The following is a 13,906-nucleotide window of genomic DNA, read 5'->3' as shown; positions in this document are numbered from 1 at the left end:
GCCTGCTGCGCCCGCTCAGCCTGCTTCGCCACGCTGAGGTCCCACCGCTGCGCCCTGCGCAAGAAATAGCGCCCGCCCCAGGTCCCGTCGCTCCCTCCGATCCGGCCGATCAAGCCGAGAATTACCGCCTGGCCGTTCTACCACCACGGTTGCGGTCCGGTCCGGTTCGCGGTCCGGTTCGTCATCCCCGGTCTGGTCCGGTGGTCCCGCGTCGGCGCTCGCTGACGATCATTTTACAAAGGGCTGAGGTGCAGCTCACCACCGCTCGGCTCGCGCGCGCCATGCTGCCCAAGAGGTCACGGCCACGCGGCGGAGTCGATGCCGCGCACCGGCTGAGCTGACCACTGGCGTCGCCCGCTCAGGGGCAAGAAGAAGGTGAGGTGCGTGATGGCCCGTTGTTACTCGTCAGCGTGGAAGGTCGCCGTCGTCGGCGTGGTGCTCGTGGTGGCCGCGCTGCCAGCGCCGGCCCGGGCGAAGGCGACCGCCTACGTCGCCCTGCCGCAGGAGGGCGATCGGCCCACCAAGCTCAAGATTCGCCTGCTTCGCTACGAAGGGGGCACCAACGGCAAGGCGCTGGTCGAGCTCAAGAACACTGGCCAGGCTGCCGAGGTCTTCGTCGCCACGGGGCTCTATCTCGTCCCCGCAGGGGCCCCCGGCAGCGCGCCGCAGCGGCTCGGCGCCGCCGGCCCCTTCGAGGTCGAGCGAGCGGGCGGCTGGCAGGCCGAGGAGCAGCTCAAGGTCGCCCCCGGGGCCAGCGAGCGCCTGCGCCTCCAGGTGTTCTGCATCGATTCCCATCGCGCCTCGCCCGGGCAGGGCCAGGGCTTCAAGGTCGGCAAGACGCGCCTGCCCGCGGACCTCAGCAGCAAGATCACGGCGCGCACGAAGGCGGCGATTGCCAAGAACGGTGGGCGAGTCGAGGCCGCCATCAACGAGATTCAGGGGGAGGTCTGGAAGGCGCGCAACGAGGCCTGGGTACCGCTGGACGGCGAGCGGCCGCACGAGAAGGGGTCGCCGCCGCCGTCGAGCGCGACGCCCAGCCAGGGAACGAACGCGCCCTACTCGCTGGGGACGTTGCGGCAGCGCGCGCGTTCGAGCGAGCAGTCCGATCGGCGCTAGGGCGTTGGGCTAGGCGCTCCGCCCACGACCGGCGCGCTCGCGGCAGGTCGTCGAGCTGAGCTAGTTTCAGCCGCGTTGAATGCGGCCACGGAGGAGGAGTCGATGAAACCAAGAACCACGGTAAGCGTTCGCGGCCCCGCGCCGGTGCTGGCGCTGGTGCTGACCCTAGTCCCCTCGCTCCCCGCCGCCGGCTACGGCGTCAAGATGAGCGTCGAACTCAGTCACGGCGTGCTCGAGGCCAATCGGCGACAGCACGCCTTCCTCAAGGTTGGCCTGATCGGTGACGAAGTGCGGGATCTGTCGAAGCGGGCCGCGGTCAACGTCGCGTTGGTGCTCGATCGCTCGGGGTCGATGACGGGCCGCAAGCTCGAGCACGCCAAGCGCGCGGCGATTCAGGCGCTCGACGGTCTGGGACCGCAGGACATCGTGTCCGTGGTGGCCTACGACACCACGGTCGAGGTGCTGGTGCCGGCGACCAAGCTCCGCGATCGCGCTGCCGTCTATCGGCGAATCGCGCAGCTACGGGCCCGCGGGACGACGGCGCTCTTCGCCGGTGTGAGCAAGGGGGCGCACGAGGTGCTGAAGTTCCTCGACGGCCGTGGCGTCAATCGCGTGATCCTCCTCTCGGACGGACTGGCCAACGTCGGTCCGAGCTCGCCCGGAGCGCTGGCCGGGCTGGGTAGCTCGCTGGCCAAGAACGGCATCACCGTCAGCACGATCGGTCTCGGCCTCGGATACAATGAGGACCTGATGTATCGGCTCGCCGGCGCCAGCGATGGCAACCATGTGTTCGTGGAGCGTGAGGATCAGCTCCCCGCGGTCTTCGCGCGCGAGTTCGGTGACATGTTCGCAGTCGTCGCCGGCGAGGTGGAGGTCCGCATTCGTTGTGGTGTGGGTATCCGCCCGCTGCGGGTGCTCGGCCGGAGCGCGCGCATCGTTGGCGACGAGGTGAGCGTGCGCCTCAGCCAGCTACAGGCCGCCGTGCAGAAATACGTACTGCTGGAGGTCGAGGTCGATCCCCAGCCCGCGGGGAAGGCGATGACGCTGGCCGCCATCGCGCTGCGCTATCGCAGGCTCGACAACGAACGAACCGAGCAGCAGTCCGGTCAAGCCCAGATCACCTTCTCCGCGGCCGGCGAGGCGATCGCGGCCAGCGCCAACCGCGCGGTGGCCGTGGCGGCGCTTGAACAGCTCGCCAACGATGCGACCAAGCAGGCGGTCGAGCTGCGGGACGCGGGGCGCATCGCAGAGGCCCGCGTCCTGCTGAAGAAGAACGTGGGCGAGCTGAAGGCGTCGAACAAGGTGCTGAAGTCGAAGCAGCTCGACGCCCTCGAGAAGGACATCGCGGCGGCCGCCGAACGGGTCGATCAGCCCGCGGAGGTCTGGCAGCGGACGCGCAAGGCGATGCGTGGGCAGCAGCGGCGGGTCGAGAGCCAGCAGGCCTTCTAGCACGGCCGCGCGCCGGCCAGCCGGCGCAGTGGCCCGGTCATGGTCTCGTCGCGGAGGCGGCGGATTGGGAAGCGAGCACGGCGTGTGAGTCCACCGATCCGGAGGCACCTGCGAGCCAGCAGGCGACTCGTCGCAGCGCTGGCGCTGATGGTGCTGATCCCCGCCGCGCTGCTCGGCGGGCTGGCCCACGAGGTCGTCGTCGCCGACCGGCACCGGGCGCAGCGCGCCGTCGGTAGCCTGGTCGCCGGCGAGCTGCACCAGGTCGAGGCCCGGCTGCTGGGCGTGCTGGAGCGGCGCCGCGCCGCGCTGCTCGATCGCGGTCCGGCGCCGAGCGACACAGCGGCGCTGCGGGCGCTGGTCGCCGAGCATCCGGCGGTGCAGCAGGTCTTCCTGCTGGGGCCCGATGGTCAGCGCTTGCATCCCCCCGCGCTCGGCCCCCTCAGCGCCGAGGAAGAGGCCTTCCTGCAACGGGTGCGCGGCTTGCTCGCCGACCCCTCGCGGCTGGTGATCGCCGAGGAGGAGGGCGCGTCGTGGCTGCCACGGCGGTCGTCGTCGAGCGCGCGCGCGACCCTGCCGGTCAGAGCGCGGACGCCGGGCGCACGCGGGCCGCGCTCCTCGACGTCCAACAAGGCGGTCGCGGTGCCAGCCGCGGCGCAGGGGTGGTACGCCTGGTTCTGGGAGGACGGGCTGCAGCTGCTGCTTTGGCAACGCAGCCGTGCAGGCTACCTGCTCGGCCTGGAGCTCGACCGCTACCGACTGCTCGCCGACCTCGCAGCCGCGTTGCCCGATACGCCGCGAGGCCACCTCGCCGACCCACGGCGTCGTACCGTGCTCGTCGACGAGCGCGGTGGGGCGCTCTATCAATGGGGCGGCTATGACCCGGCGCCTGGAGCAAGCCCGGCGGCGAGTGTCGCGCTCGCGGCGCCGCTGCAGGCCTGGCAACTGCAGGGCTTCATCGACCCGCGGGTCACGGCCGCCTCGACCGGCCGGAGCCTGGCGCTCGCTGCGGGTGCGGGGGTGCTGGCGGTGACGCTGGCGCTCTGCGGTCTGGCGCTCTTTCTGTGGCGTGAGAGCACCCGGGCCGCGCGCGAGGCGGCGCAGCGCGTCTCCTTCGTCAGCCGCGTCTCGCACGAGCTGAAGACGCCCTTGACCAATATCCGAATGTACTCAGAGCTGCTCGAGGCGGAGTTCGGCGCGGGGGAGCCGCGCGCCGCGGGCTACCTGCAGATCGTCAACAGCGAGTGCCGGCGCCTCAGCCGCCTGATCGAGAACGTGCTCTCGTTTGCCCGGCAGCAGCGAACCGCGCCGATGCTGCGGCCCAGCGTGGGCCGGGTCGACGCGCTCGTGCGCGAGCTGATCACCGCCTTCGAGCCCGCCTTCGCGGCCAGGAGCGTGCAGCTCGTCTTCGACGCTCAGGCCGCGCGCCCGGTTTGGATCGACGCCGACGCGCTGCGGCAGATCCTCAATAACCTGCTCAGCAACGCCGAGAAGTACGCGGGCGGGGGCAAGCTGGTGCAGGTGTCGACCCGAGCGCGCGAGGGTGTGACGGAGATCCGGGTGCGCGACCAGGGTCCGGGGATCAGCGCGGCGCAGGCCGAGCGGGTGTTCGAGCCCTTCGTGCGCCTGAGCAGCGCCCTCGACGAGGGTGCGAGTGGCACCGGCATTGGCCTGGGTATCGCACGCGAGCTGGCCCGCGCGCACGGCGGGGATCTGCTGCTCGAAGAGGACGAGGCCGAGGGTGGTGCACCAGGGCCGCGCGGCGCGACCTTCGTTTTGACGTTGAGGACGGCGTCCGCGTCCGAGCCCGCGGTGGAGGCGAAGCCGGCGAGCGCGGCGACAGCGGGTTCGGGGGAGCGCGCATGAAAGTTTTGATCGCCGAGGATGATCTGCACACGCGCAACGGCCTAGCCGCGATCCTCGCCGCCGAGGGCTACGAGCCGATCCTCGCCGCCGATGGCCAGGCGGCGCTTTGGCTCTTCGAGCAGCAGCGGCCGGACTTCGTCTGCCTCGACATCATGATGCCGGGCCGCTCGGGCTACGAGGTGTGCCGGCAGCTTCGGCGCGCCAACGAGTCGGTGCCGATCATCTTCATCAGCGCCAAGTCCGAGGAGATCGACAAGGTGCTCGGCCTCGAGCTCGGAGCCGACGACTTCATCGTCAAGCCCTTCGGCGTCAACGAGGTCGTCGCCCGCATTCGGGCGGTCACGCGGCGCTGTCTGCAGCAGCGCGGGGGAGCGACGACGGGGACGTCCTTCCGGATGGACGACCTACAGGTGCTGCCGGCCGAGCTGCGCGCGCGGCGCGAGGAGCAGGCGATCGAGCTCAGCCTGCGGGAGGTCAAGCTGCTCGAGCTGTTGTGGCGGCACAAAGGGCAGGTGGTGGACCGCGGCCGAATCTTCGATCACTGCTGGGGGCTGCAACACGTGCCCAACAGCCGCACGCTCGACCAGACGGTCTCGCAGCTCCGCAAGCGGATCGAGCGCGACCCCAAGGCACCCCGCATCGTGCAGACGGTCCATGGCGTGGGCTACCGCTACGAGGAGCCGCGCTGAGGCGCGTCCGCGTCGTGCTGCGTCCGCGTCGTGCCGGGGTGCTGTGAAGAAAATGGCAAGGACACGCCGAGTCGCACAGCCCAATTCCGAACCGGCGAAGGCACCGTCGAACTTCGGCCGCGCGCGCATGACAGGGCCGGGACCATTCGGGTCAGTGCCGTTGACAGACCACGAGCAGAGCCTATTCTGCGGCGTGCACTGAAGCGGCTTCCGTCACACGTAGAACTGGAGGACCCGATGGCGACAAGGAATGGAAAGGTGGTGCTGATCACCGGCGCCAACAAGGGCCTTGGCAAGGAAATCGCCAGGCAACTCGGCGGCCGGGGGTACACCGTCGTGGTGGCCTCGCGGGACGAGAAGGCAGGTAAGTCGGTAGCTGACGAGCTCGTTGCCGAGGGCTGTGACGCCTATGCTGTTCGTCTCGAGGTGACCAACCCAGACCACATCGGCGCCGTCGTGAGCTACCTCGACAAGACCTTTGGCAAGCTCGACGTGCTCGTGAACAACGCCGGTATTGCCATCGAGTGGGACGGCAAGCCGACCAGCTCTGACAAGATCCGAAAGACCCTCGAGGTCAATGTCGTGGCCCCCTTCGCGATCACGGAGGCCTTGGTCCCTCTGCTCGCCAAGAGCGGCGACGCCCGGGTGATCAATCATTCGTCCATGCTCGGATCCATGGGGATGGCCGAGAGCCTGTGGGACCAGGTCAAGGGCTTCATGACGGTGGGGTACTGCACCTCGAAGGCTGCGCTCAACATGCTCACGCTGATCCAATCCAGGACGCTGGCCGCGAAAGCCATCGCCGTCGCCGCTGCGCACCCGGGCTGGGTCAAGACGGACATGGGCAGCCAGGCTGCACCCATGGAGGTGGCGGACGGCGCCAAGACCGTCGTTGGGCTAGTGACCATGTCGCGCGAAGATTTCCCCCACGGGCAAATGCAGCACCTCGGTGAACGGCTGCCCTGGTAGCCTCGACTCGGCTGGGTCCGCCGCCGGTTCGCCGGACGCGCTACACTCGCGCGATGCAGGCGCTCTCCCGACTACCACCGGTGGTCCTCGCTCTCTGGAGCCTGCTGCTCGTCGTCGCCGCAACGTACATTTGGCGCTGGTGGAGCGTGGAGCGAACGCGCGGCACGGCAGGCCACGCGTGGCCCACGCCAACCTTGCTCGGCATCGGCTTCGGCGTGAACTTCCTCGACACGCTCGGCGTCAGCTCGTTCGCCACCACCACGGCGGTGTTCCGCCTGGGTCGGCTGGTGCGCGACGAGCATCTGCCCGGAACGCTGAACGCGGGCCACGCGCTGCCGACGGTCATCCAGGCGCTCGTGTTCATCGTCGCCGTGCAGATGGACACGCTGACGCTGATCGCGATGATCCTTGCGGCCGTGCTCGGCGCGTTCTTCGGCGCGCAGATCGTCACGGGACTGCCGCGCCGCGCGATCCAGCTCGGGATGGGCACCGCGCTGCTCGTCGCCGCCGGCCTCTTCCTCGCCCGCAGCTTCGAGTTGGTGCCGGGCGGCGGCGCCGCGCTCGGCCTGTCCCAGCCGCTGCTCGCCGTCGGCGTCGCCGGCAACTTCGTGCTCGGCGCACTGATGACCCTGGGCATCGGCCTGTTCGCACCGTGCCTGATCCTCGTCAGCCTGCTCGGTCTGAATCCGCTCGCGGCGTTCCCGATCATGATGGGCTCGTGCGCGTTCCTGATGCCCGTCGCCGGCATGCCCTTCGTTCGCAGTGGTCGCTACGACGGGCGTGCCGCGGTCGGCCTCGCGCTCGGCGGCATCCCCGGCGTGCTGATCGCGGCGTTCATCGTCAGGTCGCTGCCGCTGAAGGTTCTGAACTGGCTCGTGTTCGTCGTCGTGCTCTACACCGCGATAACGCTGCTGTGGTCGGCGCTGCACGAAGCGCGGCGCGGCTCGTCCCCCGCCTGACGGCCCACGGCCTGAGGCCTGACGGCCCGTCCCGCTCGGCCGCCTGGTCTGGGTTCCGGTGGGTCTGGGCTCCGGGTGACCCTTGCGTGGGCTACCGAACCACGACGACCATCTTCCCCGTCGCTCGATTCTCATCCATGGCTTGATGAGCCGCGGGAAGCTGATCGAAAGACCACACGGGTCCCCGCCGGAACTCGAGCTGCCCGCCTTCAACCATCGAGACGTATTGCTGCAGCTGCTCGCGGGAGATGTCGCCGGCGCCGCCTGAGTACGACGTCAGCCGCACGGCCGTCGGGATGTGGCCCATCGGGCGGAAGGAGGGCAGTTCCCACTGCCCTCCGAGGATGCCCGTCATGCAGACGACCCCGCCCGGACGCGCACACTGGAGTGAGTCGAGCAAAGTGGAAGTCCCGATCAACTCGAGGACGCGGTCCACCCCTTCGGGATGCAACGCACGGACGCGCTCTGCGACGGTGCCAGCGTCGATGATGACTTCGTCGGCGCCGGCGCCTTTGAGTACATCCGCCTTCGCTTCGCTTCGGGAGGTCGAGATGACCTTCAACCCGGCGTGTTTCGCCATCGCCAGTGCAGCGAGGCCGATCGAAGACGTGCCGCCGCGAATCAAGAGTGTCTCGCCGGTCTGCACCTCGAGGCCGGTGCGAAGCGAGCCGTGGCACGTCTGCAGCAGCTCGGGCAGCGCGCCGAGCAGTTCCCAGGGAAGCTCCGTCTCGAGCGGGAACACGCTCGACCAGGGCACGCTGGTGTATTCAGCGTACGAGCCGTCGAACTGCCGGCCCATGCCGCCCATCATCGCTGCGACGCGCTGTCCGGCTGCGAGCTCGCCGCTTGGATCGCCGACGACGGTTCCCACGCACTCGATGCCCAGGACTCGCGGTAGCTTCACGGTGGGCGACTCGCCGATACGCGTGAACCACTCGGAGCGGTTCAGACCGAAGGCGCGGACCGCGATGAGCACTTCGCCTGCTGCGGGTTCAGGCCTCGGAATATCCTCGAGCACGAACGCCTCGGGGCCGCCGGGCTGATGGAGTCTCCAAGCTTTCATTTCTCATCCTTCCGGCTGGGTCGTGCGTGGTTGGGAGCCCAACCCGGTTGGGAGCCCGACCCTGGTTGAGAGTTCGCCCGCCGATCACGAGCGCGCGATTCGTGTCCCCATCGCAGAGAGCACGCGCTTCCTGTTGCGGGGCACGGACTTCAGCGTTCGTGCTCTCTGTCGCGACCATTCGGGGAGAGAGCACGGAGGCTGGTTTACAGGCGGCCGCGTTCCACACCCGCGACCGTCGAAGACGGGTTTACTGTCCAGCGGGGACATCCTCCGCGGGCAATTCTCTGCGCGCTCTCTGGTTTACAACTTCACGTCATCCAGGCTTGTTTGCGCCACACTGGTGGCGTAAAAGGAGGCCCGACGGAGAGCACGGGAGAGCCACCATGACGATCACAGATCCGAAGCCGCGACCGGCGGCCGGCAAGCGAGCCTTACCGGCACGGCGAGTAGTTGCAGATTCTGCAACAACTGGATCCGGAGCCTGGACCCATCCCATCTTAACGCGGTGCTCGTGGAGACATCGATGACCGACCTGACGCGCGAAGAGGAGGACCTCTACCGCCGAGTCGCGGAGATCATCGAGGCTGCGCGGAGCCACGTCGCCCGGTCCGTCAACACGGCGATGGTCAACGCCTACTGGCATGTGGGCCGCGAGCTGGTCGAGGTCGAGCAGCACGGAAAGGTCCGCGCGGACTACGGAGAGCGGCTCGTCGCCAAGCTCGCCAAGCGGCTGAGTGAGCGATTCGGCGGCGGGATGGGCGTCGCTACGCTGCGGCGGATTCGACGGTTCTACCTCACCTATCCCAGTGGCACCGCATTGCCCAGTGATGTCAGCGGCTTGGAGATTCGATCAACAGCGTTGATCGAATCTCCGGTGCCCGAGAAACGGTCAGCAGCGTTGATCGAATCTGCCACCGACCGCGCGCTTTTCCCGCCCGCTCTCGGCTGGAGCCACTACCTCGTGCTGATCCGGGTCCAGGACAACCATGCCCGCGCCTTCTACGAGATCGAGGCCGCCAAGGAGAGCTGGTCGGTTCGGGAGCTGGAGCGGCAGGTCGCATCCCTCCTGTTCGAACGCCTGGCGAAGAGCCGCAACAAGGACGAGGTCCTGGCGCTGGCCAAACAGGGGCAGACCATCACCGCCCCGAAGGATGTCGTGAAGGACCCGTTCGTCCTCGAGTTTCTCGACCTGCAGGAACGGTCCGCGTGGCTCGAGCGCGACCTCGAACAAGCGATCATCGATCGCCTCGAGTCATTCCTTCTCGAGCTCGGCAAGGGCTTCTGCTTCGTCGCACGACAAAGACGGCTCACCCTCGCGGGCGATCACTTCTACGTCGACCTGGTCTTCTACAACCGGCTGCTGCGTTGCTTTGTCCTCATCGACCTCAAGCTCGGCAAGCTGACCCACCAGGACCTGGGCCAGATGCAAATGTACGTGAACTATTTCGACCGGCACCAGCGCGAGGAACACGAGGCGCCCACGGTCGGCATCGTGCTCTGTTCCGACAAGAACGACGCGATGGTGAAGATCACGCTGCCCGAGCACAACCACCAGGTTCACGCTAGCCGCTACCAGCTCTACCTCCCGACCGAAGAGGAGCTACGCGAAGAGCTCGAGCGCGAGCGTGAAGAGGCCGAGCGAACGCTTCGGCTGGCTGCGTCGGAGACCGACGATGGCGAAGGTTAGCCCGCACAAGTGGGAGTTCCGTGCGCGCTTTCGCCGGCACGCCTTCGGCTGGAAGTCGCAGCCGGCCATCAAGCGCATCAAAGAGGCCGTCTCCGAGATCAACAAGGTCGCCCGTAAGGACAAGGTGCTGGCGGCCGAAGGGGCCGTGCTCTTCCTCGAGAAGGTGTCGCCTGCCTTGGAGCACGTCGACAGCTCCTCGGGGTCCATCGGTACCGCGGTCAACAATGCCATCGCGGCGCTCGTGGACATCATCGCCACGGCGCCGGCCGACGACAAGACGCGCGAGAAGTGGCTCCAGCGCCTGTTCGACGCGCATGCGGCCGACCAGATCCCGTACATCGAGAGCCTCGCGGAGTACTGGGCAGAGCTCTGCGCGTCACCGGAACTTGCAGCACGCTGGGCCGATGAACTCATCGGCATCACCCGGATGGCGCTAAGCCCCGACAAGAACCTGCGGGGACACTTCCACGGGACCTCAGCCTGCCTCACTTCGCTCTACGCTGCGGGTCGCTACGACGACCTACTCGACCTGCTCAAGGACGAGGGTTTCTGGCCCTACAAACGTTGGGCCGTGAAGGCATTGGCTGCGCAGGGCAAGAAGGCTGAGGCCATCGGTCTTGCGGAAAGCAGCCGAAGTCCGTGGGCGAGCGACCTGGACATCGATCAGCTTTGCGAAGAGATGCTGCTGTCCTCCGGTTTCGTCGACGAGGCCTACGAGCGCTATGGCCTACGAGCGAATCAAGCCGGCACCTACGTCGCGTGGTACCGCGCCGTCGCCAAGAAGTACCCGCACAAGAAGCCGGCCGAGATCCTCGACGACCTCGCTGGCGAGACGCCAGGTGAAGAAGGCAAGTGGTTTGCCGCAGCCAAGGACGCGAAGCTCTTCGACGAGGCGATCGCCCTGGCCAACAGCACACCCTGCTCGCCGCAGACCCTGACCCGCGCTGCGCGTGACTTCGAGGAGAAGAATCCAACCTTCGCCATCGAAGCAGGCATGGCAGCGCTGCGCTGGCTGGTGGAGGGGTACGGCTACGAGGTCACCGGCCTGGACGTCTTGAATGCCTACTCGCACACCATGAAGGCCGCCGAGCACGCCGGCTGCGCGGAGCAGATCCGCGGGCGCATCCACGACCTCGTTTCGCGGGAATCCTCCGGGGAGCGCTTTGTCACCAAGGTGCTCGGTCGTCGCTTGGGGCTGTCATGATGGCTCGCCGTCACGCCGCTAAGCCTACGCCGGACGCATCGGTGACCGAGGCCGCGCTCGAGGCGATGGACGCTGGCGAGCTGCGCGCGCTCATCCGCGACATCATCCCGTGGCTCGACGAGGCAGTCCACGCCCGCCTCGTCAACGCCCTGGTCGACCGCGCCGCGCGCAATCCGTCGGGATGGGCTCCCGCGGGACCCACGGATGCAAGGGTCGCCGACATCGTCGCGTTCGCCGAAGCGGCAACCCGCGTAGGCCGTGCCGACCCGTCGGACGTCGACGACTACCTGCGCCAGGGTTCGAACGCCTTTCTGGGCAAGAACTACCCGGCCGCCTTTCGCATCTTCCGCGCGCTGCTGCTTCCCATCGGCAACGTCGAGAGCGATCTCGGTCAGCACGAAATGCTCGACGAAGTGCTTGGCGTCGACGTGGCTGCCTGCGCCTCCCAATACGTGGTCTGCATGTACATGACAGCCACGCCCCAAAACCGAGGCAAGGCGGTGCTCTCGGCCATCGACGAGATGCGCGGCATCGGGCATTTCTGGGAGCCCCTACGGGAGCTGGAACGCGTCGCCGTCGAGCCTCTTCCCGAGCTCGATGACTTCCTCTCGCGGTGGAAGCCTCTCGTTGAGTCGCGCGTCCAGAAGGACCGCCAGAACGATTGGGACTCCGACGAAGACCGTTGGCTGCGTGAGGTCGTGCAACGAACACAGGGCGCTGACGGCCTGGCCGAGGTCGCGCGTGCCTCGAAGCGCGCCGACGACCTCCGGGCCTGGTGCCGAGCCCTGGTCGAGGCCGGCGACTGGAAAGGCGCGCTGGCTGCCTACGACGAGGCGGCCAAGCTCGTCTCCGACAAGGAGTACGCCCGTGGAGACTTCCTCGACGGCGCCGCGTTGGCGACGCAGGAACTCGAGCGCAAAGACCTGCCCGCGCGACTCGAACGCGCCTGGAGGGAGGCGCCGAGCATGGTGCGTTTGCGCCGGTGGCTGGGCTCGTCGAACACCAGGAAGGTACTCCTTGGACGCGTGAGCGAGACACTCGCCGCTGTCCCCAAGCACGCGCATTGGCAACGCGCCTTGCTCCACGTCCTGGGCGGGAACTTCACGGAGGCGGCCAAGCTCCTCGGTTCCGCGAAGGGGCTCGGTTGGTCGAGTGGAGATCATCCAGGTCACCTGCTGTTCCCGCTGTTCAACTCCTTGCTGGGTGGCATCGAGCTGCCCGATGAGGGCATGCGGGACTACGACGAGCTGAGCCTGCTCTCAGACCGTGACGAAGCTCGGCTCGTGACGCCGGAGGTGGCCGACCTCATCCGCCTTGCAGGGATTCAGGCACCCGACTCGGCAACACGAGCAGCCGTCATCAATTCGATGCGCACCGCTGCCGAGAAGCGCATTGCCGGTGTCACCGAGAACAAGCGTCGGCGCCACTATGGTCACGCGGCGTCTCTCGCTCTTGCGTGCGCACAGGTCGACAGCTCAACCACGGGCACGAAGTGGCTCGAAGGCATCCGCGACGAGTACCGGCGCTACCCCGCGCTCCAACGCGAACTCGGCGGACGCAAGGGGCGAGCATGAGCCGACGGGCGAAAGCTGCCGAGCAAGGCAGCGCTGAAGACGTCGAGCTTCACTACACGATCACGCCCAGACTGGTGTCATCCCTGGGCCACGCCCGATGGGTTGCTGGGAAGGCCTCGGTGCTGGGGCTTTCGCTCTACGGACTCCGTGCCCTGCAAACCGAGATGATGCACCTACGCATCGCGGAGATGACGGTCGCGTGTACCTTCAACGTGACGATGAAGGAGGTCGAGCGCGTGGTCGCCGGTGACCTCTTGCCGCCACGTCGGCAGGCCGCGATGGACACCATCCGTATGGCCACTGCGCTGTGCGAGGCTGTTCGGCTGGCGACTAGCCGCTCCAAGGCAACGGACGCCGAGACCTGCTGGTCCTACTTCGAGTTCGCGAAAGCCCAGCCCATGGGCTGGGCGCACTTTGTTGGTCTTCCGCGGGGCAGCCTGATCGACCACCGCCGCAAGAAGACCAAACCGCCGCCCGACATCGTGCGGCTCTACGAGTGGATCGACGGAGACGAGCTGGTCTCCGATGACCCGATCCTGCGGGCGGCGACCCTCTACTTTGGCCTTCGAGAACTCGACGAGGGACGGCCCGGACGGATCGCGCGGATGGCCGTCGTGGACCACGAGCTGCAAGCCCACCTCGACCCGCGAGGACTCCTCGTGCTGCGCAACCGCAAGCTCGGTGGCATGGCCCTTCGCCCGACCGCCCCTGGATTCGGGCAAGCGGAAACGACGAGCGACCTCACTCGCTACTTCGAGTTCTTCGCGAGTGCCGTGGGTGACGGCATGTCGGACATCGCCCGCGACCTCGAAGGCCGGCAGGAGACCGAGCAACGGCGTCCTTGGATGACCGTTCGCCCCCCAGACCAACTCGACCGCCAGATCTTCGACGCCGTGCGGCGACTTGGCAGCGCCACGATCCAGCAGCTCGTCGGCGCCCTCCATGCCCCGCCACCGCTGCGCACCGTTCAGCGCCGACTCAAGAAGCTCTGCGACAAGGGCCTCCTCGCCAAGCACGGCAGCCGCCGGGATGCGTTCTACAGACTGCCAGAGCGCACGCCGTAGGTCGCGTTTCGTCCGCCACTTTTGCGCCACCAACTGGCGCAAGAAACTGACCGCGGTCATTTCTCTTCGATGCGGAAATCATTTGGGTTTTGCGACGCGGCTGTTAACCAACGGGTCGTAAGTATACATCCTTGCCTTCGAGCCATTTTTGCCCCCACGCCAAACAGCGTGGGGGCGCCAGTTTACAAGAGCCCCGGTCGAAAGCGCCCGGGGCTCTTTCTTCTAACGCCCAGTCTTCGCGGGGTTCTGCGCGATCGGTGATCGCCGCG

11 protein-coding genes are annotated in these 13,906 nt (G+C 67.7%); 10 read left to right on the top strand and 1 reads right to left on the bottom strand.

Features of this window, described 5'->3' with window-relative positions; all coding sequences use genetic code 11:
• The first annotated feature begins 384 nt into the window (after positions 1 to 384).
• From IPL40_11925 to IPL40_11900, 6 genes are all read left to right on the top strand, one after another.
• The gene (locus IPL40_11925; GenBank protein MBK8481868.1) at positions 385 to 1,116 is read left to right on the top strand and encodes a hypothetical protein; all 732 of its coding nucleotides are present in this window, start codon (positions 385 to 387) and stop codon (positions 1,114 to 1,116) included.
• Between the two features lie 102 nt (positions 1,117 to 1,218).
• Entirely contained in the window at positions 1,219 to 2,565 is a 1,347-nt protein-coding gene (locus IPL40_11920) for a VWA domain-containing protein (protein MBK8481867.1), read from the top strand.
• A gap of 84 nt (positions 2,566 to 2,649) precedes the next feature.
• Positions 2,650 to 4,428, top strand: a complete 1,779-nt coding sequence (locus tag IPL40_11915) for a HAMP domain-containing histidine kinase (protein MBK8481866.1) — start codon at positions 2,650 to 2,652, stop codon at positions 4,426 to 4,428.
• On the top strand, positions 4,425 to 5,117 hold the full coding sequence (locus tag IPL40_11910; protein ID MBK8481865.1) for a response regulator transcription factor: 693 nt from the start codon (positions 4,425 to 4,427) through the stop codon (positions 5,115 to 5,117). The genes IPL40_11915 and IPL40_11910 overlap by 4 nt, the downstream gene beginning before the upstream one ends.
• A 237-nt stretch (positions 5,118 to 5,354) precedes the next feature.
• Positions 5,355 to 6,086 (top strand): SDR family NAD(P)-dependent oxidoreductase, encoded by a 732-nt coding sequence (locus IPL40_11905; protein ID MBK8481864.1) that lies wholly within the window; start codon positions 5,355 to 5,357, stop codon positions 6,084 to 6,086.
• 53 nt (positions 6,087 to 6,139) lie between these two features.
• Positions 6,140 to 7,045 carry a sulfite exporter TauE/SafE family protein gene (locus IPL40_11900; protein MBK8481863.1) on the top strand — a complete coding sequence of 302 codons (906 nt, stop codon included), beginning with the start codon at positions 6,140 to 6,142 and terminating at the stop codon, positions 7,043 to 7,045.
• Between the two features lie 91 nt (positions 7,046 to 7,136).
• Here the strand turns inward: IPL40_11900 and IPL40_11895 are convergent, their stop codons facing one another.
• Entirely contained in the window at positions 7,137 to 8,108 is a 972-nt protein-coding gene (locus IPL40_11895; GenBank protein MBK8481862.1) for a zinc-binding dehydrogenase, read from the bottom strand.
• Positions 8,109 to 8,631: 523 nt separating this feature from the next.
• On the opposite strand from IPL40_11895, the gene IPL40_11890 reads away from it, so the two are divergent.
• From IPL40_11890 to IPL40_11875, 4 genes are read left to right on the top strand one after another with little or no spacing between them, the layout of a single operon-like run.
• On the top strand, positions 8,632 to 9,795 hold the full coding sequence (locus IPL40_11890; protein MBK8481861.1) for a DUF1016 family protein: 1,164 nt from the start codon (positions 8,632 to 8,634) through the stop codon (positions 9,793 to 9,795).
• On the top strand, positions 9,782 to 10,999 hold the full coding sequence (locus IPL40_11885) for a hypothetical protein (protein MBK8481860.1): 1,218 nt from the start codon (positions 9,782 to 9,784) through the stop codon (positions 10,997 to 10,999). Before IPL40_11890 ends, IPL40_11885 begins: the two co-directional genes overlap by 14 nt.
• Positions 11,000 to 11,040: 41 nt before the next feature.
• Positions 11,041 to 12,573: a hypothetical protein gene (locus IPL40_11880; GenBank protein MBK8481859.1), complete on the top strand. Its 1,533-nt coding sequence runs from the start codon at positions 11,041 to 11,043 to the stop codon at positions 12,571 to 12,573.
• Positions 12,570 to 13,637: a BlaI/MecI/CopY family transcriptional regulator gene (locus tag IPL40_11875; GenBank protein ID MBK8481858.1), complete on the top strand. Its 1,068-nt coding sequence runs from the start codon at positions 12,570 to 12,572 to the stop codon at positions 13,635 to 13,637. Before IPL40_11880 ends, IPL40_11875 begins: the two co-directional genes overlap by 4 nt.
• Positions 13,638 to 13,906 lie beyond the last annotated feature (269 nt).

The organism is Pseudomonadota bacterium, assembly GCA_016711215.1.
Lineage (GTDB): Bacteria > Myxococcota_A > Polyangia.
Note: the sequence above shows the minus strand (reverse complement) of the source record. Positions and strands in the feature narration are given on the sequence as shown.

Bases quoted from the DNA above. Each gene is read 5' to 3' on its own strand.
- IPL40_11920 (MBK8481867.1), top strand. From the start codon at position 1,219: ATGAAACCAAGAACCACGGTAAGCGTTCGCGGCCCCGCGCCGGTGCTG.
- IPL40_11910 (MBK8481865.1), top strand. From the start codon at position 4,425: ATGAAAGTTTTGATCGCCGAGGATGATCTGCACACGCGCAACGGCCTA.
- IPL40_11905 (MBK8481864.1), top strand. From the start codon at position 5,355: ATGGCGACAAGGAATGGAAAGGTGGTGCTGATCACCGGCGCCAACAAG.
- IPL40_11900 (MBK8481863.1), top strand. From the start codon at position 6,140: ATGCAGGCGCTCTCCCGACTACCACCGGTGGTCCTCGCTCTCTGGAGC.
- IPL40_11895 (MBK8481862.1), bottom strand. From the start codon at position 8,108: ATGAAAGCTTGGAGACTCCATCAGCCCGGCGGCCCCGAGGCGTTCGTG.
- IPL40_11890 (MBK8481861.1), top strand. From the start codon at position 8,632: ATGACCGACCTGACGCGCGAAGAGGAGGACCTCTACCGCCGAGTCGCG.
- IPL40_11885 (MBK8481860.1), top strand. From the start codon at position 9,782: ATGGCGAAGGTTAGCCCGCACAAGTGGGAGTTCCGTGCGCGCTTTCGC.
- IPL40_11875 (MBK8481858.1), top strand. From the start codon at position 12,570: ATGAGCCGACGGGCGAAAGCTGCCGAGCAAGGCAGCGCTGAAGACGTC.